The 21,555-nt window shown below is 68.4% G+C and carries 20 protein-coding genes; 11 read left to right on the top strand and 9 right to left on the bottom strand.

The window, feature by feature from the left end; translation table 11 throughout:
• Positions 1-39: 39 nt before the first annotated feature.
• The 3 genes from CFB81_RS22720 to CFB81_RS22705 all read left to right on the top strand — a co-directional run bounded on the left by CFB81_RS22720 (position 40) and on the right by CFB81_RS22705 (position 4,772).
• Positions 40-474: a hypothetical protein gene (locus tag CFB81_RS22720; protein ID WP_089436601.1), complete on the top strand. Its 435-nt coding sequence runs from the start codon at positions 40-42 to the stop codon at positions 472-474.
• Between the two features lie 426 nt (positions 475-900).
• Positions 901-3,495 carry a bifunctional lysylphosphatidylglycerol flippase/synthetase MprF gene (gene mprF, locus CFB81_RS22710; RefSeq protein WP_069617915.1) on the top strand — a complete coding sequence of 865 codons (2,595 nt, stop codon included), beginning with the start codon at positions 901-903 and terminating at the stop codon, positions 3,493-3,495.
• Positions 3,492-4,772, top strand: a complete 1,281-nt coding sequence (locus tag CFB81_RS22705; protein ID WP_089436600.1) for a virulence factor family protein — start codon at positions 3,492-3,494, stop codon at positions 4,770-4,772. Before mprF ends, CFB81_RS22705 begins: the two co-directional genes overlap by 4 nt.
• Positions 4,773-4,856: 84 nt before the next feature.
• Here the strand turns inward: CFB81_RS22705 and CFB81_RS22700 are convergent, their stop codons facing one another.
• The 5 genes from CFB81_RS22700 to CFB81_RS36910 form a co-directional block, all read right to left on the bottom strand.
• Positions 4,857-5,294 (bottom strand): DUF934 domain-containing protein, encoded by a 438-nt coding sequence (locus CFB81_RS22700; RefSeq protein ID WP_069617913.1) that lies wholly within the window; start codon positions 5,292-5,294, stop codon positions 4,857-4,859.
• The gene (locus CFB81_RS22695; RefSeq protein WP_089436599.1) at positions 5,291-7,075 is read right to left on the bottom strand and encodes a nitrite/sulfite reductase; all 1,785 of its coding nucleotides are present in this window, start codon (positions 7,073-7,075) and stop codon (positions 5,291-5,293) included. The genes CFB81_RS22700 and CFB81_RS22695 overlap by 4 nt, the downstream gene beginning before the upstream one ends.
• A gap of 194 nt (positions 7,076-7,269) precedes the next feature.
• Entirely contained in the window at positions 7,270-7,659 is a 390-nt protein-coding gene (locus CFB81_RS22690; protein ID WP_089436598.1) for a hypothetical protein, read from the bottom strand.
• Between the two features lie 92 nt (positions 7,660-7,751).
• Positions 7,752-9,185, bottom strand: a complete 1,434-nt coding sequence (locus CFB81_RS22685) for a PLP-dependent aminotransferase family protein (protein ID WP_069617910.1) — start codon at positions 9,183-9,185, stop codon at positions 7,752-7,754.
• A gap of 129 nt (positions 9,186-9,314) precedes the next feature.
• Entirely contained in the window at positions 9,315-9,716 is a 402-nt protein-coding gene (locus tag CFB81_RS36910; RefSeq protein WP_373452654.1) for a hypothetical protein, read from the bottom strand.
• Here CFB81_RS36910 and CFB81_RS22675 point away from each other — a divergent pair.
• Together CFB81_RS22675 and CFB81_RS22670 are read left to right on the top strand one after the other, a co-directional pair.
• Positions 9,698-10,819, top strand: coding sequence for a PotD/PotF family extracellular solute-binding protein (locus CFB81_RS22675; RefSeq protein ID WP_089436597.1), 1,122 nt, complete (start codon positions 9,698-9,700; stop codon positions 10,817-10,819). The genes CFB81_RS36910 and CFB81_RS22675 overlap by 19 nt on opposite strands.
• Positions 10,816-12,588 (top strand): GGDEF domain-containing protein, encoded by a 1,773-nt coding sequence (locus CFB81_RS22670; protein WP_089436596.1) that lies wholly within the window; start codon positions 10,816-10,818, stop codon positions 12,586-12,588. The genes CFB81_RS22675 and CFB81_RS22670 overlap by 4 nt, the downstream gene beginning before the upstream one ends.
• Positions 12,589-12,672: 84 nt before the next feature.
• On the opposite strand, the gene CFB81_RS22665 is transcribed toward CFB81_RS22670, so the two are convergent.
• Both CFB81_RS22665 and CFB81_RS22660 read right to left on the bottom strand, forming a co-directional pair.
• Positions 12,673-12,972 carry a DUF4148 domain-containing protein gene (locus CFB81_RS22665; protein WP_069617907.1) on the bottom strand — a complete coding sequence of 100 codons (300 nt, stop codon included), beginning with the start codon at positions 12,970-12,972 and terminating at the stop codon, positions 12,673-12,675.
• A 291-nt stretch (positions 12,973-13,263) separates the two neighbouring features.
• Positions 13,264-13,521 (bottom strand): hypothetical protein, encoded by a 258-nt coding sequence (locus CFB81_RS22660; RefSeq protein ID WP_069617906.1) that lies wholly within the window; start codon positions 13,519-13,521, stop codon positions 13,264-13,266.
• Between the two features lie 539 nt (positions 13,522-14,060).
• Between CFB81_RS22660 and CFB81_RS22655 the strand changes: the two genes are divergently transcribed.
• Positions 14,061-14,957 carry a LysR family transcriptional regulator gene (locus CFB81_RS22655; protein ID WP_089436595.1) on the top strand — a complete coding sequence of 299 codons (897 nt, stop codon included), beginning with the start codon at positions 14,061-14,063 and terminating at the stop codon, positions 14,955-14,957.
• Between the two features lie 118 nt (positions 14,958-15,075).
• Positions 15,076-15,708 carry a LysE family translocator gene (locus tag CFB81_RS22650; RefSeq protein ID WP_089436594.1) on the top strand — a complete coding sequence of 211 codons (633 nt, stop codon included), beginning with the start codon at positions 15,076-15,078 and terminating at the stop codon, positions 15,706-15,708.
• 70 nt (positions 15,709-15,778) lie between these two features.
• Here the strand turns inward: CFB81_RS22650 and yddG are convergent, their stop codons facing one another.
• Positions 15,779-16,723: an aromatic amino acid DMT transporter YddG gene (gene yddG / locus CFB81_RS22645; protein WP_141723401.1), complete on the bottom strand. Its 945-nt coding sequence runs from the start codon at positions 16,721-16,723 to the stop codon at positions 15,779-15,781.
• Positions 16,724-17,166: 443 nt separating this feature from the next.
• Complete coding sequence (locus CFB81_RS22635; protein WP_089436592.1) at positions 17,167-18,852, bottom strand: metallophosphoesterase family protein; 1,686 nt, start codon at positions 18,850-18,852, stop codon at positions 17,167-17,169.
• Positions 18,853-19,160: 308 nt separating this feature from the next.
• On the opposite strand from CFB81_RS22635, the gene CFB81_RS22625 reads away from it, so the two are divergent.
• The 4 genes from CFB81_RS22625 to CFB81_RS22610 all read left to right on the top strand — a co-directional run bounded on the left by CFB81_RS22625 (position 19,161) and on the right by CFB81_RS22610 (position 21,410).
• Entirely contained in the window at positions 19,161-19,460 is a 300-nt protein-coding gene (locus tag CFB81_RS22625; protein ID WP_089436590.1) for a YXWGXW repeat-containing protein, read from the top strand.
• 227 nt (positions 19,461-19,687) lie between these two features.
• The gene (locus CFB81_RS22620) at positions 19,688-20,482 is read left to right on the top strand and encodes an RNA polymerase sigma factor (RefSeq protein WP_089437107.1); all 795 of its coding nucleotides are present in this window, start codon (positions 19,688-19,690) and stop codon (positions 20,480-20,482) included.
• Positions 20,479-20,910 (top strand): hypothetical protein, encoded by a 432-nt coding sequence (locus CFB81_RS22615; RefSeq protein ID WP_069617900.1) that lies wholly within the window; start codon positions 20,479-20,481, stop codon positions 20,908-20,910. Before CFB81_RS22620 ends, CFB81_RS22615 begins: the two co-directional genes overlap by 4 nt.
• A complete protein-coding gene (locus CFB81_RS22610; RefSeq protein ID WP_069617899.1) occupies positions 20,907-21,410 on the top strand; it encodes a periplasmic heavy metal sensor in 504 nt (167 codons plus the stop codon). Before CFB81_RS22615 ends, CFB81_RS22610 begins: the two co-directional genes overlap by 4 nt.
• Positions 21,411-21,555 lie beyond the last annotated feature (145 nt).

Here is a 21,555-nt window from a genome sequence, read left to right as displayed (position 1 = left end):
ATGATGGCGGCTCCTCCCACGAAGCCATGGAGTTGCGTGATGACCGTTTTCCCGCATGTTCCGATTCGAACGTTCGTGATTGCCGCCGCGTTGGCGGCCGCCGCGGTTTCCAGCGTGCCGGCCATCGGCCAGACGTCGACGGTGCCGGCAGGTTCGGCCGCTGCGACGCCCGACAACGCGGTGCTGCTGACCGTGTTCCTGAAGCACGACCAGTCGCGCCCGCTTGCGGAGCTGAATGCGCAACTCGCGAAGCAGGGGTTCTACAAGGCGTTTCCGCCGCCGGGCGTCGAGGTGGTGAGCTGGACGGTGACGATGGGGATCGGGCAGATCGTCGTGCTGCGGCTGCCGGCGTCGCGGCTGCGCGAGGTCAACCGCGTGCTCGAGGATACGGCCTGGGGCGCGTACCGGACGGAGTTCTATCCGACTTACGACTACAAGGCGATCGGGTTGGGGGAGCATGAGCGGGCGAAGTAACGCGCAGCGGCGTATTTCCGGACCGGCGGTGCGCCGCGGAGGGCGCAGCGAATCGGCCCGCCGCCATTCCGCAACGCGCCGCGCCCTCGCGTTTTCGTCCTCGCCCGCCGGGCTCCGCGCGGTAAATTCCACCCAAATGCATCACAAGTCATTCATCCGATGAAAAAACGACCTCCGTTGCCGGTATGATGCGCACCTCGCGTTCGTGGGGTGCACGGTTTCTTTATGCGTTTCGATGCGCGAGAAACCACAAATCGGCACAAAGGCGACGTGAAAGATTTTGTAATATAAGTTCCGTATACTCGTAAGTTCTGATCCAGGCGCCACCCGCCCGTCTTCGGCCGGCCGCCCATGCAGAACAACCAGATAGGTCGCCGCCCGGGCAACCCGCGCCGCGACACGCTATGCAACACCACTGAACACGTTATGTCTTTCCGCCACCCTGGTTCGCCCGGCCGTGCCGAGGCGGTGATCGCCCGTGCCCGGGCGCTGATCCGCCACGAACGCGTGCTGTCGCCGCTGCTCGCGCTCGGCATCGGCCTGCTGCTGATCGTGGTTTTCCAGCATTTGTCGGAATCCGTCGACTACCGGTCGGTGATCCGCCAGTTGCGTCACATGTCCGCCGGCGAATGGGGCGCGTCGCTCGCCGCGACGGCCCTCAGCTATCTCGCGCTCGTCGCCCGCGATGCGGTCGGCCTGCGCTATGTCGCGGCCAGGGTGCCGCGCGTCGCGCTGTGGATTGGCGCGATCGCCGGTTCCGCGCTCGGCAACGCGACGGGCTTCGGTGCGTTGACGGGCGGTGCCGTGCGCGCCCGCGTGTACGGCGTGTCGGGTGTCACGCCCGCCCAGATCGGCCGGATGACGGTGTTCACGAGCGGCACGCTGGCGCTCGCGATGGTGTTGATGACGGCGGTCGGCATGGTCTGCGTGCCGGAGGCGCTCGCCGCGATGCTGCACGTCGCGCCCGGCGTGCTCACGTGGACGGGCGCCGCGTTGCTCGTCGCGCTTGCCGCGCTGGCCATGCTGTGCGGCAAGACGGCGCGCCCGGTCGTCACGCGCTTCAAATGGCTGTCGTTCGACGTGCCGGCGCGGCGCGATCTCGTCGCGCAGGTCGTCTACGCGGTGCTCGACGTCGCTGCCGCGGGCCTGACGCTGTGGGTATTGCTGCCGGCGGCGCCCGTCGGTTTCCCGACCTTCCTCACCGTTTACGCGGCCGCCTTGCTGCTCGGGATGATCGGCCATACGCCGGGCGGGATCGGCGTGTTCGAAGCGGCGATGGTGTTCACGCTCGGTCGCGAAGTGCCCGCGCACGCGATGGTCGCCGCGCTGATCGCGTATCGCGCGATCTACTTCGGCGTGCCGCTCGTGCTGTCGGCCGGCCTGCTCGCCGGTTTCGAGGGCCGCGCGCTGCGGCGCCGGCTCGTGACGCGGCAGGCCGTGCGCGTGTCGCAGCTCGCGCCGGTGTTCCTGAGCCTCGTGACGTTCGCGGTCGGCGGGATGCTGGTGATCTCGAGCGCGACGCCCGCGTTCTGGCACCGGATCGCGATCCTGCGCCACATCGTGCCGCTGTGGGTGCTCGAAGGCTCGCAGGTGATCTGCAGCGTGCTCGGCGTCGCGCTGCTGTTCGTCGCGCGCGGGCTGCTGCGCCGGCTCGACGGCGCCTGGTGGATGACCTTCGCGTTGACGCTCGCGAGCCTCGCGCTGTCGCTGGCGAAGGGCCTCGCGTTCGTCGAGGCCGGCGTGCTCGGCACGCTGCTCGTGCTGCTGCTCGTCAGCCGTCGCCGGTTCAACCGTCATTCGTCGCTGCTCGCCGAGCGCTTCACCGTCAGCTGGTTCGTGTCGGTGGCGATGGTGCTGATGCTGGCCGTTTGGGTGCTGTTCTTCGCGTTCCGCGACGTGCCGTACACGCGTGATCTGTGGTCGCATTTCTCGTTCGATGCGCGCGCGCCGCGGGCGCTGCGCGCGACGCTCGCGTCCGGCGTGTTCGTCGCGCTGTTCGCGCTGTGGCAACTGCTGCGCCCGGCGCCCGGGCGTTTCGTGAAACCCGCGGAGCAGGACCTGATCGACGCGGAGCAGATCATCCGCGCGCAGGAGTGCAGCGACGCGGGCCTCGCGCTGATGGGCGACAAGTCGTTCCTGTTTTCCGAATCGCGCCGCGCGTTCCTGATGTACGCGAAGAACGGCCGCACGTGGGCCGCGCTGCACGACCCGGTCGGGCCGCGTGAAGAGTGGCCGGCGCTGATCAGCAAGTTCATCGCGCTCGCGCACGCGCACAGCGGCCGCGCCGCGTTCTACCAGGTGCGCGCGAATGCGCTGCCGCTGTATCTCGACGCGGGGCTCACGCTGATGAAGCTGGGCGAGGAAGCGCACATCGCGCTCGACCAGTTCGACCTGAAGGGCTCGAACCGGTCGCACCTGCGCTACGCGCTGCGCCGCGGCGACAAGGATGCGCTGACGGTCGAGGTGATCGCGCCGGGCGACGTGCCGGCCGCGCTGCCGGCGCTGCGCGACATCTCGGACGGCTGGCTCGACAGCCGCGATGCGCGCGAGAAGAGCTTCTCGGTGGCCGCGTTCCACGACGGCTATCTGTCGACGCAGTCGGTGATGCTGGTGCGGCAGGCCGACAAGCCGATCGCGTTCGTCACGTTCATGACGACCGACCTCAACACCGAGGCGACGGTCGGCGTGATGCGCCATCTGCCGGACGCATCGCCGTACGCGATGGAGTATTTGTTTACGCAGCTCGCGCTGCATCTGAAGGAAGCGGGGTTCCGCAAGCTGAGCCTGGGCATCGCGCCGTTCTCGGGGATGGGCGCGGCGAAGATGCCGTCGCCGTTCCACCGGCTCGGGCTGATGGTCTGGCGCTTCGGCGGCCGCTTCTACAACTTCCGCGGCTTGCGCGCTTTCAAGAGCAAGTTCGAACCGCACTGGGAGCCGCGTTATCTCGCGGCCTCGGGCTCGGTCGGCGTGTTCGTCACGCTCGCGGATCTGTCATTGCTGGCTGGAGGTCGGCGTTCATGATGTTGAAGAAGGGAATCGCGCGGGCGGCAGCCGCCTGCGCGGGAGTGATGCTGGCCGGCGCCGCGTGCGCCGCGCAGCCGGCCGCAGTGAAATCCGAAACCGTGTCCGGCGGCCGCTACGGGCCCGTGACCGTGACCAGGCCGAGCGGGCCGCTGCGCGGTTTCGTCGTGCTGTTCTCGCGCGAGGCCGGCTGGCATGCCGCCGATCAGCAGGCGGCCGACGCGCTCGCGAAAGCCGGCGCGATGACGGTCGGCGTCGATTCCGGGCGTTACGCGGCGAATCTCGCCGCGAAGCAGGAGGCCTGCCACCACCTCGACGGCGACGCCGAGGCGGTCAGCCATCAACTCGAACGGCTCGCGCAGTCGTCGCGCTATTTCACGCCGATCGTCGCGGGCGTGGGTCAGGGCGGCGCGATCGCGAAGCAGATCCTGTCGATGGCGCCGGAGAACACGATCGCCGGCGTCGTCGCGGTCGGTCCGGCCGCGAAGCTCGATCCGCGCTTCAAGCCGTGCCCGCCCGATTTGACGATCGTGCGCCGCGCGATGCCGGGTTTCGTCGAAACGGCTGCCGCGGGCGATACCGCGAAGCTCGTGTCGCTCGTCACGTCGCACCTGCGCGACACCAGCAGCAGCGACGAGCTCGACGTGTCGGATCTGCCGCTCGTCGAGCTGCCGGCCAAGGGCGGCAGCGACCGGCTCGCGATCGTGATCTCGGGCGACGGCGGCTGGCGCGATCTCGACAAGACGATCGCCGAGGCGCTGCAGCGCGACGGCGTGTCGGTGGTCGGCATCGACGCCCTGCGTTACTTCTGGAGCGAGAAGCCGCCCGCGCAGGTGAGTCGCGATCTGGCCCGCGTGATGCGCACCTACATGGCGCGCTGGCATGCGAACCGCGTGGCGCTGGTCGGCTACTCGTTCGGCGCCGACGTGATGCCGTTCGCGTACAACCGGCTGCCGGCCGACCTGCGCGACAGGGTCGCGGTGATGTCGCTGCTCGGCTTCGCGCCGTCGGCCGATTTCCAGATTCGCGTGACGGGCTGGCTCGGCATGCCCGCGAGCGACAAGGCGCTGAAGGTCGCGCCGGAAATCGCGAAGGTGCCGCCCGCGCTCGTGCAGTGCTTCTATGGCGCGGAAGAGACGGACACGATGTGCCCGGCGCTCGCGAACACGGGCGCCGACGTGATCAAGACACAGGGCGATCACCACTTCGGCCGCGATTACATCGCGCTCGAGAAGAAGATCCTCGGCGGGTTCGGCAAGCCGGCGGCGGCGCGCTGAACGCCGGCGGCGCCCGCTTGACGGCGGGCGCGGGCCGATTTTGCTTCCGGGTTCATCGTACGGGCGGCCAGCGAGCCGCCCGTTTCATTTTCCGGGCTGTGCTGCCGCGTCCTGCGGCGGCAGGGTCGTTCTCGCATCGCGCTGATAGAAGCCCGGAAACCGGTCGAGCTGCCGCCGTGCGGCCGCGAGATCGGTGTCGTCGCCGAGCACCGCGCTCGAAAATCCCGTGCGTTCCATCAGCAGCAACTGGTCGACCAGGACGTCGCCGGTCGCGCGCAGGTCGCCGGCGAAGCCGTAGCGCCTGCGCAGCAGGTAGGCCTGGCTGTATGCGCGGCCGTCGGTGAACGACGGAAACTGCAGGTCGATGCGCTCGGCGTGCGCGATGCGCGCGGCGAGCGGCGGCAGTTCCTCGTCGTTGCCGATCGTCAGCGTCGCCGCGCCGTGCTGCTCGGTTTCGTCGGCATGTTCGGCCGGCGTCAACAGGCGGATGCGCGCGCTTGCGTTCGCGGTTTCGTGGTTCATGCGGGTTCTTCCTGATGACGCGCGGCGTTCGCGGCGGTCTTGAACGGTTCGGTACCGACGCGGCGCACCGTGTCGATGAATCGTTCGCTGCGGCCGTTCGCGTCGATCCGCGCATCGAGATACGCGTTGACGATCGCATCGACGACGTCGACGATCTCGTCCGCCGAAAACGACGGGCCGATCACCTTGCCCGGCCGCGCGGGGCCGCTCGCGATCGAGCCGTCCGACCCGCCGAGCGTGACCTGGTACCACTCCGCGCCATCCTTGTCGACGCCGAGGATGCCGAGATGGCCGCTGTGATGATGGCCGCACGAGTTGATGCAGCCGCTGATGTGCAGGTCGAGGTCGCCGATGTCGTGCAGCAGGTCGAGATCGTCGAAGCGCTCGGCGATCGCGTCGGCAACCGGAATCGAGCGGGCGTTCGCGAGCGCGCAGAAATCGCCGCCCGGGCACGCGATCATGTCGGTCAGCAGCCCGACGTTCGCGCTCGCGAGCCCGATCGCGCGGGCGTTTTCCCACAGCAGGAACAGGTCGTCGACGTGTACCCACGGCAGCACGACGTTCTGCGTGTGCGTGACGCGCGCCTCGCCGGCCGAGAAGCGGTCGGCGAGATCGGCGAGCGCGTCGAGCTGGTCCGGCGACGCGTCGCCGGGCGCCTGCAGGCGGCGCTTGAACGACAGCGTGACGATGCGCAGCGCCGGGTCGCGATGATCGGCGACATTGCGGGCGAGCCAGCGCGCGAACGCCGGATGACGGCTCGCCTGCGCGGACAAGCGCGCGTTCGCGTCCGCGAGGTCGAGCGTGCGCGGCTTCAACCGCGGCGGGACGAACGACGCGGCGACGCGATCGAATTCGGCCTGCGGGATCGTGTGCGGGCCGCCGTCGTGAACGACGATCTGGCGGAACTCTTCCTCGACGTCGTCGATGTAGCGTTGGCCTTCGGTCTTCACGAGGATCTTGATCCGCGCCTTGTACTTGTTGTCGCGCCGGCCGTAGCGGTTGTACACGCGGACGATCGCCTCGAGGTAGTTCATCACGTGCTGCCACGGCAGGAACGCGCGCAGCAGCGTCGCGATCGTCGGCGTGCGGCCCATCCCGCCGCCCACGCTCACGCGAAAGCCGAGCGCGCCCGCGTCGTCGCGCACGAGCTTCAGGCCGACGTCGTGCCAGTCGGTCGCCGCGCGATCTTCGGTCGCGCCCGTGATCGCGATCTTGAACTTGCGCGGCAGGAACGCGAATTCGGGGTGCAGCGTCGTCCACTGGCGCATCACTTCGGCGAACGGGCGCGGATCGGCGATCTCGTCCGGCGCGACGCCCGCGCGTTCGTCGCACGAAATGTTGCGGATGCAATTGCCGCTCGTCTGGATGCCGTGCATGTCGACGGTCGCGAGCAGGTCCATCACGTCGGCCGCCTTCGCCAGCGGAATCCAGTTGAACTGCACGTTGGTGCGCGTCGTGAAGTGCGCGCTGCGGGTCGGCAGGCGCAACGTGCCGAGCAACGCCTGGGCGTCGCACGCGGCGCGGTAGGTGGCGTCGTCGGGTACGTCGTAGTCGCGCGCGATCCGCGCGAGCATGCGAAGCTGCGCGCTCGACAGCTCGCCGTACGGCACCGCGACGCGCAGCATCGGCGCGTGGCGCTGCACGTACCAGCCGTTCTGCAGGCGCAGCGGCCTGAACGCGTCCTCGCCGAGCGTGCCTTGCTGCCAGCGTTCGAGCTGGTCGCGGAACTGGGCGGCGCGGCTGTGCACGAGCGCCCGGTCGAAATCGGTATATCGATACATGACGTGATAGCGAGAGGCGCCACGGCGAACGGCGCGCGGCGCGGGAAGGCGTTGCGACGGATGTCAGGCAACGGAAGACAGCGTAGGGAACGCGATGCGGCGGGACAAGCAGCAGATCGAAACGAAAAAGGCGCAGCAGATGGCCGGCGGGACGCCGGCGCGGGCCGGGCATGCGCGCATGCCCGTGGCCGAGGTCATGCGTCGACGACGAGCGCCGGATCGAGCGCGCGAATGCGCTGGTCGATGAAGTAGCCGCCGCCTTCCTGGTAGCGCAGGAACAGGCGGCCGCACGTGCGGCAGCGGCTGACGGTGCAGCGGTTGTACGGGAAATGGCGCGGCGCGATCGGCGCGTCGTCCGACGCGTAGCGCGTGCCGGCCGGATGATGTTCCGCGTAGGTCGGCTCGGGTTCGCCCGGCGGGATGAGCGTGGCCACTTCGATCAGTTTGGTGTCCGGCAGCGACAGCGGCAGGGTCGTCCAGCCGGCGAGCGAGGTTTTCGTGCACGTGCACGGCTGCGTGACGTGCGCCGCTTCGGCGGTCAGTTTCAGCAGCGCGTCGTGATCGAGATAAGGCAGTGGGTTCATGAGTCGTCGTGAAGGGCGGCGGGACCTGCAATGTAACCCGCGTACGGATCGGCTGCATGGCCGTGACGTGGCCGGCGCAGCGCGCCCAGTGATCAGCCTGCCTTGCGGACCGACGGCTGCGCGACCAGTTCGCCGAGCACGCGGATCGCGCGCTCGATGTCGCGGCTCCACGGATGGCCGAAGTTCACGCGTACGCAGCGCTCGAAGCCGTGCGCGGCCGAAAACAGCGGGCCCGGCGCGAAGCTGATGCCGCGTGCGATCGCCTGGCGATGCAGCTCCATCGCGTCGATCGCGTCGGGGAACGCGAGCCACAGGAAATACCCGCCGTCGGGCCGCACCCATTCGACGCCGGCCGGCAGCCAGCGCCGCAGCGCGTCGTCCATCCGGTCGAGCTGCGTGTGCAGCGCGCCGCGCAGCTTGCGCAGGTGCCGGTCGTAGCCGCCGTGTTCGAGATAGTTCGCGATGCCGGCCTGCGCGGGAATGCTGGCCGACAGCGTCGTCATCAGCTTGAGCCGCTGCACCTTCTCCGCGAACCGGCCCGCGGCGGCCCAGCCGATCCGGTAGCCGGGCGCGAGCGTTTTCGAGAACGAACTGCAGTGCATCACGAGGCCGTGACGGTCGAACGCGCGCGCGGGCAGCGGATAGTCCGGGCCGAAATGCAGTTCGCCGTACACGTCGTCCTCGATCAGCGGCACGTTGCGCGCCGCGAGCAATTCGACGAGCGCACGCTTTTTTTCGGCGGTCAGCGTAACGCCGGTCGGATTCTGGAAATTGGTCATGAACCAGCATGCGCGGATGTCGTGCCGGTCGAGTGCGTTCGCGAGCGCATCGAGATCGAGGCCCGTGCGCGGATCGACGGGAATCTCGACCGCGCGCAGGTCGAGCCGCTCGATTGCCTGCAGCGCCGCATAGAATCCCGGTGCTTCGACGGCGACGACGTCGCCGGGCCGCGTCACCGCCATCAGGCACAGGTTCAGTGCTTCGAGCGCGCCGTTCGTGACGACGATTTCGTCGATTGGCTGCGAAATGCCGGTCGCGAGATAGCGCCGCGCGATCTGCTGGCGCAGCGCCTCGTTGCCGGGCGGCAGGTCGACGACCGTGCTCCACGGGCTCACGAGCCGCGTGGCCTGTGCGAGCGACTTCGCCAGGCGCGGCAGCGGAAACAGCTGCGGCGCCGGGAACGCGGAACCGAGCGGCACGATGCCGGGCTGCGTGGCCGCATCGAGCACGGAGAATACGAGGCTGCTGATGTCGACCTTGCGCGTGGCGCCGGCGCGGCTCGCACGGCGTTTCGTCGCCGGGCTCGCGGCCGGCTGGGCGCCCGGCGCGACGTAGTAGCCGGAGCGTTCGCGCGCACGGATCAGCCCCCACTGTTCGAGCAGGTAATACGCGCGAAACACTGTCGACTGGCTCACGCCATGTTGCGCGATGATTTGCCGCAGCGACGGCAGGCGCGTGCCGACGGCGAGGTTGCCGTTGCGGATGTCGTCGGCGATCGTGTGGGCGAGGGTTTCGTAGCGTTTCATCGGCGTGGGCGGAGCGCGTCGTCGCCGTACGCGGGCCGAAGCGGCGCCGCGCCGACGGGCGGCGCTCATTGTCCGATGCGCGGCCCGAAAAGGAAAGCCGCGGGGTGTCAGCCGCGCCGTCCCGATGCGTCAGGGCGCGTTCGGCTCGACAATCTGGCCGCTGGCGCCGCGCTGCTGCGGTCGCGACGGCTGGACCTTGCGGGCCACGAGCACGCACGGCACGCCGGCCACGGCGAGCGGCACCACGAACGAGCCGGTCGTGATCGACGGCATCACGCCGGTGAAGGTCGTGATGAAGATGCCCGCGAGATGGCGCGCGAAATTCCGGATCCCGCCGAGCGATGCGCCGTGCGCGGGTATCGGCGTGCCCGCGACGCAGGCCCCTGTAATTGGGGTGCGTTTTGCCGCGACGCCCGCGAATATCCGCGATGTGCGGCTTGTTCCGATTGCGTGCCCCTGCGTTTTATGGTCTCGTTGCGGGATATCGCATCGACTCAAAAAAGGACAGTCGGATGCAGGCGGGCGATTCACGCGGGGTCCGATTGATCAGGGGAATCGGCGCATGTGCGCGCGCCCGCGGGGCCGTGCGCACGCTGTTCATCATATCGATGCTGGGCTGGCTCGCGCTGCCGGCCTTCGCCGTCTCTCCCGAAGCCGTCAACGACAACGTGCTGCGCGTGCTGGCGTGGCCCGGTTACGCGGACAGCGATATCGTCAGCGCATTCGAGACGCAGTTTCATGTGCGCGTCGAAGTGACGCTGGTCGATTCCGACGAGGCGCTGTGGACGCGGATGCACAGCGCGTCACCGCCGCCGTACGACGTGCTGGCCGCGAACACGGCCGAGATCCAGCGCTATGCGCATGAACACCTGCTCGCGCCGATCGACCTGTCGCGTATCCCGAACCGGCGGCGGCAATTGTCGAATTTCCAGCAACTCGCGACGATCGGCGGCCTCGTGCAGGACGGCGCGTCCTACGCGATCCCGTTCACGTATTCGTCGATGGGGCTGATCTACGACCGCAAGCAGGTGCCGGCCGCGCCGCGCTCGATGCGCGAGCTGTGGAATCCGCGCTATCGCGGCAAGGTGCTCGACTTCAACAGCGCGCAGCACAATTTCTCGTTCACGGCGCTGGCGCTCGGCTATCCCGATCCGTTCCGCCTGTCGCCCGCGCAGACGCTTGCCGTGGCCCGCAAGCTGATCGACCTGCGCCGCAACCTGCTGACGTACTACACGCTGCCCGAGGAAGCGACCGCGCTGTTCGTCCAGCATCGCGCGGCGCTGATGTTCGGCAACTACGGCACGCAGCAGGTCGAGCAGTTGCGTCGCGCCGGCGCGGACGTCGGCTACGTGATCCCGGACGAAGGCGCACTCGCGTGGCTCGATTGCTGGGCCGTCACGCGCGGCACGCGACGGCCCGAGCTTGCATTCGCGTGGATCAACTACATGCTCGAACCGGCGATCGGCACGTTGCTGACCGAGCGTCAGGGGCTCGCGAACACGCTCGAGCCGCGCGGCCTGGATACCGGGCGCCAGCATCTCGTGTGGCTTCAGCCCGTGGAGGACATCGCGCGCCGCGAATCGCTGTGGAGCCGCATCGTGTCGGGCGATCGGCCGGAGCGGTTCGCAAAATGATCCGGCTCGGGCTCACGTCGAAGCTGTCGGTGCTGTTCGCATGCATCGGCGTGATCGCGTCCGGCACGACCGGCTACTACGCGTATCGCGCCAACCGCGCGATGCTGGTGCAGGAAGCGCAGCACAGTCTGCTGATGTCGACGCAACTGCTCGGGCAGCGCTTCACGACCGCGCTCGCCGACGTTGCGGACGACGCGCTGGTGCTCGCGCAGTTGCCGTCGTCCGCGGCCGTCGCGGGCGGCGACAATCCGGACAACGTGCGACGCATGCGGCTCGAGCAGGTGTATTACAGCTTCATGAGAAATCATGCCGAATATCTGCAGATCCGCCTGATCGCGAGCGGGCATTTCGGGATCGAACGCATTCGCGTCGATCGCGACGCGCGCGGCATCGTCGTGCTGCCCGAAAGCGTGTTTCAGGAGAAAGGGCAGTTCTCTTACGTATTCGATACGCTCGCGACGGCGCCCGGTCATATCTACCTGTCGCCGATCGTGATCAATCACGAGACGGGAACGCATGCGGCGGAAGGGCTGCCGATCCTGCGCGTCGGGACCCCGGTGGTCGACGCGTCGGGCCAGACGGTCGGCGCGCTCGTCGTCGACGTCGAACTCTCCCGCGTGTTCGACCGGATCGAACGCGATCTGCCGGACGACTATGCGGTCTATCTCGCGAACGAGTGGGGCGATTTTCTCGTGCATCCCGACCCGGAGCAGACGTTCGGTTTCGATCGCGGCCGGCGCGTGCTGATGCAGGACCGTTTTGCCGTCACGCGCGCGCTGTTCGACAGCGGGCGCATGAACGTGACGTTCAATGGGCTCGCGCAGCCCGATCAGGCGCCGGGCCAGATGTTCGCGTTCGTGCGCACGCCGTTCGGGCACGACGAGGGCAGCCGCTTCGTCGTGCTCGGGATGGCCCGCCCGCTGGCCGACGTCCTCGCGCCGGACGGCATGCTGGGAGAGCGGATCGTCAGGATGGTGCTCGTGTCGAGCGTGCTGGCGGTGATTCTCGCGATCCTGTTCGCGCGTGCGATCACGCGGCCGTTGCAGACGCTCGCGCGCGCGGCGACGCACGTGTTCGACGATTCGGCTGCCGAACGGCTGCCGGTCGCGCGTGCCGACGAGATCGGCGTGCTCGCGCGTTGTTTCGACAGCATGCGCGTCGAGATACGCACGCAGATGGCGATGCTGCGCGCGAAGCAGCAGGAACTCACGCATCTCGCCGGTCACGACCCACTGACCGGCCTGCCGAACCGCCTGCTGTTCATGGAGCATCTCGATGCGGCGATCCGGCATGCGGCCGCGGCGCGCGAGGGGCTGGCGGTGATGTTCGTCGATCTCGACCGCTTCAAGCAGATCAACGACCAGCACGGGCACTCGGCCGGCGATCGCACGCTCGTCGCGGTCGCGAAGCGGTTGAGCCAGGTGCTGCGCGGCGACGACATGGCTGCACGGCTCGGCGGCGACGAATTCATCGTGCTGATTTCGGACGTGCGGTCACCGGCGGTGATCGGCGATGTCGCGACGCGCATCCAGATCGTGATGGCCGAGGAGCTGGAGTTCGACGAAGGACGCATGGCCGTCGGCGCGAGCATCGGCGTCAGCGAGTTTCCTGCGGACGGCGCATCGGCCGAAGAGTTGCTCGTCAAGGCCGACGCGGCGATGTATGCGGCGAAGGCGTCCGCGCAGAGCGTGTGCGTGCGCTATCAGGACCTCGTCCGCGGCGGCGCACCCGACGAGACCGGCCGCGCCGCGTCGGGCGGCGGCGGCTGACGGCCGGGCAAAACGCGACGAGCCCGTCGCGGGACGGGCTCGTCGCCGGTGCGGGCTGCACGCGCGAGGCGCGCGGCGGCACGCTTAGTGGCCGAAGTAGACCGAGTCGCGCGGGCTGTGTGTCCGGCCGGCCGGTACGCCGCCCTCGACGGTCGCGGCCGGTTGCGAACCGAAGCCGCTGTTGTCGATGCCGTGCACGCGGGCTTGCGCGGCCTGGATGTCGGCCGGATAGTGCGGGCTCGCCTGGCTGGGCTTGTAGCCGGCGTTTTCGAGCTGGACCAGTTCGTTGCGCACCTGGGCGCGGGTCACGGTGCTTTGTGCGAATGCGCCGAACGACGCGGACAGGGCGACGGCGGCGACGACTGCGGAAACGAGCGATTTCATGATGACCTCCGATGTTTATTGGCTTTCCGCGTTCGACACCATGTCGTCAGCGGTTGATTACATCGTAGGCGCCGGCTCACCTAGGGTAAACGTGACTTTGAGGGAAAGATCGTTGCGTTACGGGTAATAATGCAGCGCAAACGCGATCCGTCCCCATGCTGTATTGCGAGGATGGCGGGCAATTGCGGGAGAGTTTGGGGCGGGATATCGCGTACGGGGCTGGGGCACGCGTCGCCGGCCAACCACGGCGAATAGCTTGGAGCGGAACCGCAGGGCTACAGCGCGGCCGGATCAGACCCCGTCGTCGTCGATTTCCTTGCGCTCGCGGCGTTCCTCGTTACCGCGGCGCGCGCGCAGGCGCTGGCGCGACAGGACGGCGATCACTTGCTGGGTCGGTGCGCCGGACGGCAACTCGTTGCGAATGCGATCGGGCACCATCGGCAGGCCCGCACGCTGCCGGCGCAGCGCCTTGGCAATTGCGCGGCGGCATTCGTCGCCGTGGCAATCCCATTCATCGCGGACTCTCTGGCAATAACGGCATTGTTCCATCCGAATAGTCTAACGCGTCTTCGGGAATGGAGCAGGGCGTGGCGTCGGACGATTACGCGCTGGGCGGCAGAGGCGGCCGACGGCCCGCGGGACAGGCGATGGCGGACTCGATCGGGCTGCGAACCGAGCGAACCGGAACCGTTCGCCGACACTACGGTTTCCCGTCCTTCTCCATACGGAGTCCTTGCGCGCGGACGGGCCCGGTGCACGTCATCGGAGCGACCAGATACCCCAGATCGCGATCAACAGGCCGACGCCCAATCCGCAGCCCAGCAACACATAGGTTTCCATTTCGTGCCTCTGAAGACATGGCGACGCTGACGTCGACATCGGCGTACGCGCGGCAAAGCCGGTCGCGTATCGTCCGCGCTGTCGGTCGGCGCGATACGCCGGGTCTGCGAATACTACGCGTCGCAGCTTTCAGAACCCATGCGCGATCCTGCTCGCGCCCGATGCATGACCGTCGAACCGGTTCAATATAATTCAACGGAACTGGCCGCCTCATGCGCGGCGTACATATCTCCGAACGAGGAAATCCGATGACGCTTGCCCAGTTGCAGGCCCTGGCCGCCGTGGTCGAACTCGGCTCGCTGACGGCCGCGGCAGACCGGCTCAGCCGCAGTCAATCCGCGATCAGCCACGCGCTGACGGAGCTGGAGGACATCACGCAGGTCAAGTTGCTCTGGCGCGACCGGCAGCCGGTCGTCCTGACCGCGGCAGGCGAACGCCTGTGGCCGTATGTCCAGAGCGTGGTGCGGGAAGCGCAGATGCTGCGCCAGCAGTTCAGCCTGTCGCGCGGCAAGCTCGAAGGGAGGCTGGTGGTCGCATCGCTGCCGAGCGTGTCGCTGGCGTTCGTCGTTCCCGCGCTCGAGGCGTTGAAAGACATGCACCCGGGCGTATCGGCGGTGCTGCTCGAAGGCACGGACAGCGAAGTCGAAGGGTGGATCGACGACGGGACGGCCGACGTCGGCGTGGTAGCCGGCACGAAGACATTCGCGCACAACCTGCCGCTGCTCGACGAGGATTTCGTCGCGGTCGCGGCGGACGACCTGTTCGCGGGCCGCAAGAGCGTCACCGCCAGGCAACTGGCCGTTGCACCGTTCATTTTCTCGAAGGCGGGGTGCGGGCCGGTGATCGCGGATTACTTCGCGCGCGGCGGCGTGCCGCTTCGAGCCGCGTTCAACGTCGTCGAGATGCGCACGATCCTGTCGATGGCGGAGGCCGGCATGGGCGTATCGATCGTGCCGCGCATCACGCTGACATACACGCCGTTCGGCGGTCGTGTGCTGGCGCTGTCGCCACGGCTGCATCGCTCCGTGCGGCTGGCGTGGAATACCGCAGGAAATGCGGTTGCCGATGAATTCGTGCGGCTTGTCGATGCGCAACGCGCGAAGGCGGAAAAGACGATCCGGACGCGCGCGAAAAAGGGCAAATAGCGACCGGTAGCCATGATGAATGGTCTTCATTAGCCACTTGCAAGTTATTCATGCCGACGATGGTTGAGATGCAATACATTGTTCCGACCTCGTTGTCATTGCCCTGAAGGAGGGTGCCATGCCGGCCTTGCCCACCCTGTTTGCGTTCGGACTCGTGTCGCTCGGCATGGTGCTGACGCCCGGACCGAACATGATCTATCTGGTGTCGCGCTCGATCTGCCAGGGCCGCCGCGCCGGGCTGGTCTCGCTCGGCGGTGTCGCGCTGGGGTTCGTCTTTTACATGGTGTGTGCGGCAGCGGGCATCACCGCGCTGCTGATGACCGTGCCGTATGCGTACGATGCGCTGCGCCTGGCCGGCGCGCTGTATCTGGCCTACCTGGCATGGCAGGCGCTGAAGCCGGGCGGGCGCTCCGCATTCCAGGTCCGGCAGTTGCCGCACGACAGCCGCGCGAGGCTGTTCGCGATGGGTTTCGTCACGAACCTCGCGAACCCGAAGATCGCGGTGATGTATCTGTCGTTGCTGCCGCAGTTCATCGTGCCGGGGCACGGCAGCGTGCTCGCGCAATCGCTGGCGCTCGGCTGCGTGCAGATCGCGGTGAGCGTCGGCGTCAATGCGCTGATCGCGTGCGCGGCCGGTTCGATCGCGGGTTTTCTCGCGGGACGGCCGCGCTGGGCGGCGGTTCAGCGCGGGTTGATGGGCACGGTGCTGGCCGGCCTGGCCGTGCGGATCGCGCTGGAATCGCGCAGCTAGCGCACGTCGGTCGACGGTTCCGAAAATCGCCGGCAGCGATCCGGCCTTGTGTCGACGGCACCTGGCATCGTCACCCGTGGCAATTGCCCTTGGCTTCCTTGGCGACCGGCACGGGCCCGGTCTCGTCACGACGCCGTCCGCGCGTCGCGAGCCAGCACAGGATCGAGCCGCCGCACACCATCGACGCGCCTTGCCAGAATTCGGCCGACAGCGGCGCGTGCAGCAGCGCGGCGGCGAGGGCGGCGGCGAGCACCGGCGTGAAGTACGATGCGCCGACGATGACCGTCACGTTGCCGTGCATGATGCCGGTGTTCCAGGCCGCATAGCCGAAGCCGAGTGCCGACGCCGCCAGCACGAGATACACGACCGCGCGCAAACTGAACGTCATGCCGCCGCCGCCTTCGATCGCGAACTTGATCCAGAGCACCGCGGCGACCAGCATGAAGAACGGCGTCACGCCGTTCTTGCCGTCGGCGATGCGCGCGGTCACAGTGCAATAGCCGGCCCAGATCAGCGCACCGAAGAGCGCCAGCCCGTAGCTCAGCGGATTGTCCGCGACGTTGCGCAGCATGCCCGCCGGATCGAGCCCCTGGTCGCCGCCGAGCACCCGGCAGATGCCGAGCATCGACAGCAGGACGCCGGGCACGACCAGCAAGTTCGCGCGCTGCTTGTTGAACACGATGGCGGCGACGAGCGTGAGGCTCGGCCACAGATAGTTGACCATCGCGACTTCGATCGCTTGGCGGGCGTTGCTCGCATAGCCGATCGACAACGACAGGCACACCTCGTAGGACACGAACAGCAACCCGCCCCACAGCAGATAGTTTTTCGGGAACCGGCTCAGGTCGGGGAAGCCGATCGAAAACAGCAGAAGCACGGACGCCACCGTATAGATCATCGCCGCGCCGCCGGTCGCGCCGAGGCTTTCGCTGACCCCGCGAACGAGTGCGACCACCGACGCCCATAACAGCACCGCGCCGAGCCCGGCGAGCGTTGCGTTGTTCTTGCGTTTGATGCTTGCTGCCTGTTTCAACATGTTGATTCGATTTCGGATGATTCGGGTCGGCTCGCGCGTGCCGTCATCGTGAGCAGCGATACAAAGAGAAGATTTCGCCGGAAGCGCGCATTTTACGGGGGCGCAGCCGTCGCGGCGATTCAGCCGGACCGGCGTGTCCGATCGATTCGGTCGCGCGAGCCGATACGCCACGGTGCACCGATTCCCGACAGCGCGTGTCCGATCGAATCGAGCATCGCTTTCCGCGTCGGCCGAGCGTGGTGTGCGGCAGCGCATTCGCGATGGCGTCGAATGCGTCGGCCGTTGGGGGGCGTGTGAATGCGGTATTCGAAACGCATCTGCATGGCCGGAGTGCGATGCGGGCACTCCAACCCGCGCCGCGCGTTCCGCCCGTCGACTGCCGCGCATCGGGCGCTCGTCGCAGCGGGCGCCCGATGCGTCGATCACCGCTCGCGCCGCTTCTTGCTCAGCTCGATCGTCTCGAACAGCGCGTATTGCGCGGTCGGATGCTGGTCGGCGCCCGGCGCATGGTAGTAGCGCATCGTGATCGTCGTGTGGCCGCCCGGCTTGCCCGGATCGTGATCGAACACCGCGATTCCGTAGCCGGTGCCCGTATCGCGGCGCGCGGACCAGATCGCGTCCTCGAGCGCATCGGCCGGCTGGCGCACGAACGTGTTCGGCGCGCCGCCCGGCACCGGCCGGTTCGGTTTCGTGAACACCTTCGCCTGCGCAAAGCCGGTCGACGGGTTTTCGCCGTACACGTCGAGCGGCGCGCTGGTGCCGCCGCCGCCGAGGATCAGGTGGATCGTGCCGTGGCTCGTGTCGAACGTCGTGCGGTCGGGGTCGTTCGAGCCGACCGGGCGCGGCTGCAGCGTCTCGACCACTTCGCCGGTCTTCGCATCGACGCCCGCGCGGTGATTGCAGCCGCGCACCGGGTAGCTGCGCTCGTAGTCGTGATCGTGGCCGCACAGCACGAGATCGACGCCGTAACGGTCGAACAGCGGCAGCCACGCTTCGCGAATGCCCTTGTCGGACCCGTTGCCCGTCTTCGACGAACTGAGCGCGTCCTGGTGCATCTGCACGACGATCCAGTCGATGTCGTCGTCGTGCGCGGCATGGCGCAGCGTGCGTTCGAGCCAGCGCGTCTGCTCGCCGTTGCTGTAGCCGCGCACATAGAACGACGTGCCGGGCTCGATCGGCGGGCGGCCGGTGCTCGCGGCCGGCACGAGCGGCGCGGGGCCACCGACGAAAGCGGCGGCATCCTGATACACGACGTCGTCGGCGTCGAGCGACACGAACAGCACGGAGCTCACGCGGAAGCTGTACCAGCGGCCCGGAAAGTGCGTGCCGTTCTCCGGCAGCGTATAGCGTGCAAGGTACGAGTCGAGCCCTTGCGGGCCATTGTTGAATTCGATCTCGTGATTGCCGGGGCACGGCATCCACGGGCGATTCGCGGCCGACGTCTGGTTGTTGTTGCCGAAATCGCGCCACACCTCGGGCTGGTGCGCGGGGTTCAGGTTCGCGTAGCAGAGGTCGCCGTTCAGCAGGTGAAACAGCGGCTGGAACTGCTCGACGGCCTGCACCGCGAAGCGGCTCTGCGGCGACGACAGCACCCACGCGCCGTTCGGCGTCGCGAGATCGCCGTAGCTCGTGAAACGGAACGGCGCCCGGCCGCGCGGCGCGGTCGAGAAAGTCGCGGAGAACGGCTGTGCGGCGCGGCTGTCGTTGTCGGCCGTGATCTCGTAGCGATAGCGCGTATCGGGCTTCAGCCCATGCACGCGCGCGTGATACGCGAACACGGTCTCGCCGTTCAGGCCGTCGGTGTACAGGCGCTGGACGCCGTGTACGGTGCGCGGCGGCTCGCCGTCGGCGACGATGCGCGTGCGCGGATTGACGGCCGGGGCGAGCGACGCCCACGAGATCACGACTTCGGACGTCGGGTCGTTGCCCCACGTCAGATGAACCTGTTCGGGCGTGCCGTCCGGATTCGACGCAGCGGCGCGGGCGGCCGCGAGCCCGCCGGCGGCGGTCGCGAGGCCGGAGACGCCCGCGAGTTTCAGGAAGCCGCGACGCGACACGGAAGCGGCCGGCTCGTTCGGCTGATCGGGGAGAGTGTCCTGGTTCGACATGGTCGGTGTGTTCGTTGATGGGACGCGAGAGGGGAGCCGCACGGCCGTGCGCGAGCACGGCCGGGACATGGGCCGGAAACGAGCGGGATCCCGGTCGCATGCATTGTCGAAGGGCAGTTTTGCCGCGTTGTGACAGTACCGCAACCGTGCGTGCGCGCTGGCCGATACAGGGTCGCGCGCCGCGCGCCTCCAGTCCGCATCGGCCTCCGCGAAAATTATTCGCCGATGTCGCGACGGATTTCTCCCGCCTGCTCCGTTTAACGCATGAACGACCGCTTCCGGTCGATGCCGTTATTTCGGAGTCTTTCATGAAACTTTCTGTTCCATTGCGATGGGCCGCCGGCTGCATGGCGGCGCTCGCGACCTCCGCCGTATTCGCGCAGGCCGTCATCGTCGCGCCTTTTGCGCCGCCGCCGCCGCGCGTCGAAGTGATGCCGGCGCCCCGAGCGGGCTACGTCTGGGATCAGGGGCACTGGCACTGGCGGCAGGGCCGTTACGTATGGATTCCGGGCCACTGGCAGGTGGTGCGGGTCGGTTACCACTGGGTGCCCGGGCATTGGGCGGCGCGCGGCCCGGCCTGGTGCTGGGTGCCGGGCCACTGGGCGTGACGTGCACGCCGCCGCGCGTCGAAAGGATGCCCGTGCAGCGGATTCTTCATGCAACATCATGAGCCGAAGCGATGCCTGTCCGAACCATCGTCATACTGGCGGCCGCGGCCATCGTGCTGGCCGGCTGCGTCGTCGTGCCGGCCCGTCCGGTGTATTACCGGCCCGCGCCGGTCGTCGTATATTGAGCGCGCCGGCCGATGGTCGCGCGGCCGGCAGACAGGATCGACATGCGGCGCGAACCGGATGTCGATGAAACCGGCACGGCCGATACCGTGTGCGATGCCGGGCGCGACGCGCGCGGCGTTGACGAACCGGCGGAGCCGTCGGTGCGGCGCCGTCCGGCGATGGTCCGACGCATGCAAGGAGAGCACGACGATGAGCTTCAGCCGGGCGGCGGGTCCCTCTGCCGTGACAGGGCGGCGCCCGCGCGCCGCGCGACGGAGCAGGCGGCGTTGAACGATCGCGGCGACCGCGATCCGGACGCGGAACTCGTCGCGCGCGTCGGTGCGCGCGATGCATCGGCGGTGCGCGTGCTCGTCGCGCGCAAGCTGCCGCGGCTGCTCGCTTTGGCGACGCGCATGCTCGGCGACCGGAACGAAGCCGAGGACGTCGCGCAGGAGACGTTCTTGCGAATCTGGAACCAGGCGCCGCGCTGGCGTGAAGGCGAAGCCCGCTTCGACACGTGGCTGCATCGCGTGGTGCTGAACCTGTGCTACGACCGGTTGCGCGGCCGGCGCGAGGAGCCCGTCGATACGCTGCCCGACGTGCCCGACACGCAGCCGGAGCCGGCCGTGCACGCGGAGCTGCGTTCGCGCGACGCGCGCGTGCGGCAGGCGCTGGCCGCGCTGCCGTCGAGGCAGCGGGAAGCGCTGGTGCTCCAGTACTATCAGGAAATGTCGAATGTGGAAGCGGCCAACCTGATGGGCATCACCGTCGATGCGCTGGAAAGCCTGCTCGCCCGTGCGCGGCGCAACCTGCGCGCGCAACTGGCCGGCGACCCACCTAGCGAGGACAAGCGATGACACCCGAACGATTTCGTACCATCGTCGCCGCGTACGGTTCGGACGCGCGGCGCTGGCCGCAGGCCGAACGCGCGGCGGCCGAAGCGTGGGCGCACGCGCATCCACGCGACGCACTTGAAGCGCTCGACGAGGCCGCCGAGCTCGATGCGTGGCTGATGCAGGACACGGTGGCGCCGCCCGCGCCGGCGCTGGTCGAGCGTATCGTCGCGACCGCGCCGGCGGCGGCGCCGGCGCCGCAACGCGCGCGACGTCGCGGCCGGGTGTGGTGGTCGGGCGCGGCGTTCGCGGGCGTCGGGCTGGCCGGCGCGCTCGCCGGTGCGGTGGCCGTGTCGATGCTGATGCTCGGCAGCGCGCCGATCGCGCAACACGAATCGGGCTACCTGACGACGACGTTCGGCGGCCCGAGCATCGACGGAGCCGACGAATGACCGAACGCGGCTGGAAATTCACGCTTGTCGGCTCGGTCGTGCTGAACGTGTTCATGCTCGGCGCGATCGGCGGCGGCGCATACCAATGGTTCTCGACCCATCGCGACCTGCATGCGGCCGGCGCGCCCCCATCGCGCACCGCGTTGCGTTTCGCGGCGGACGAGTTGCCCGACGGGCGGCAGCGCGAGTTCGCCGCCGCGCTGAAGGCGGCGCGCAAGAGCGGCCGCGATTTCGCGCGGGAAGGGCGCGACGGCCGGATCACCGTGCTCGACCTGCTCGCCGCGCCGCAACTCGATCGCGCGGCGATCGATGCGGCGCTCGACCGCACACGCGCGGCCGACACCGCGATGCGGGCGCAGATCGAGCGCAGCGTCGTCGATTTCGCGGCGACGCTGACGCCCGACGAGCGCGTGAAGTTCGTCGACGGGTTGCAGCACAGCGGGAACTGGCGTTTGCCGCCGAGGCTGCAGAAGAAGCCGGACGCATCGGCGAGCGAGTAAGCCGGATAAACCGCGCGCGGGCGGCACGCAATCTGCGTGTTGCCCGCGCGTCATGCGCGTGCCGGTTCCGATGAGTCGCGCGGTCGTTATCCATTGACGATGCACGCCGCCGCGCTGCGGGACTTCCGCCCGGCGTTTCCCCCCA

The organism is Burkholderia sp. AU28863 (assembly GCF_002223195.1).
GTDB lineage: Bacteria > Pseudomonadota > Gammaproteobacteria > Burkholderiales > Burkholderiaceae > Burkholderia > Burkholderia sola.
Note: the sequence above shows the minus strand (reverse complement) of the source record. Positions and strands in the feature narration are given on the sequence as shown.

Coding starts and splice junctions, on each gene's coding strand:
- CFB81_RS22720 (WP_089436601.1), top strand. CDS start 40: ATGACCGTTTTCCCGCATGTTCCGATTCGAACGTTCGTGATTGCCGCC.
- mprF (WP_069617915.1), top strand. CDS start 901: ATGTCTTTCCGCCACCCTGGTTCGCCCGGCCGTGCCGAGGCGGTGATC.
- CFB81_RS22705 (WP_089436600.1), top strand. CDS start 3,492: ATGATGTTGAAGAAGGGAATCGCGCGGGCGGCAGCCGCCTGCGCGGGA.
- CFB81_RS22700 (WP_069617913.1), bottom strand. CDS start 5,294: ATGAACCACGAAACCGCGAACGCAAGCGCGCGCATCCGCCTGTTGACG.
- CFB81_RS22695 (WP_089436599.1), bottom strand. CDS start 7,075: ATGTATCGATATACCGATTTCGACCGGGCGCTCGTGCACAGCCGCGCC.
- CFB81_RS22690 (WP_089436598.1), bottom strand. CDS start 7,659: ATGAACCCACTGCCTTATCTCGATCACGACGCGCTGCTGAAACTGACC.
- CFB81_RS22685 (WP_069617910.1), bottom strand. CDS start 9,185: ATGAAACGCTACGAAACCCTCGCCCACACGATCGCCGACGACATCCGC.
- CFB81_RS22675 (WP_089436597.1), top strand. CDS start 9,698: ATGCAGGCGGGCGATTCACGCGGGGTCCGATTGATCAGGGGAATCGGC.
- CFB81_RS22670 (WP_089436596.1), top strand. CDS start 10,816: ATGATCCGGCTCGGGCTCACGTCGAAGCTGTCGGTGCTGTTCGCATGC.
- CFB81_RS22665 (WP_069617907.1), bottom strand. CDS start 12,972: ATGAAATCGCTCGTTTCCGCAGTCGTCGCCGCCGTCGCCCTGTCCGCG.
- CFB81_RS22660 (WP_069617906.1), bottom strand. CDS start 13,521: ATGGAACAATGCCGTTATTGCCAGAGAGTCCGCGATGAATGGGATTGC.
- CFB81_RS22655 (WP_089436595.1), top strand. CDS start 14,061: ATGACGCTTGCCCAGTTGCAGGCCCTGGCCGCCGTGGTCGAACTCGGC.
- CFB81_RS22650 (WP_089436594.1), top strand. CDS start 15,076: ATGCCGGCCTTGCCCACCCTGTTTGCGTTCGGACTCGTGTCGCTCGGC.
- CFB81_RS22635 (WP_089436592.1), bottom strand. CDS start 18,852: ATGTCGAACCAGGACACTCTCCCCGATCAGCCGAACGAGCCGGCCGCT.
- CFB81_RS22625 (WP_089436590.1), top strand. CDS start 19,161: ATGAAACTTTCTGTTCCATTGCGATGGGCCGCCGGCTGCATGGCGGCG.
- CFB81_RS22620 (WP_089437107.1), top strand. CDS start 19,688: ATGCGGCGCGAACCGGATGTCGATGAAACCGGCACGGCCGATACCGTG.
- CFB81_RS22615 (WP_069617900.1), top strand. CDS start 20,479: ATGACACCCGAACGATTTCGTACCATCGTCGCCGCGTACGGTTCGGAC.
- CFB81_RS22610 (WP_069617899.1), top strand. CDS start 20,907: ATGACCGAACGCGGCTGGAAATTCACGCTTGTCGGCTCGGTCGTGCTG.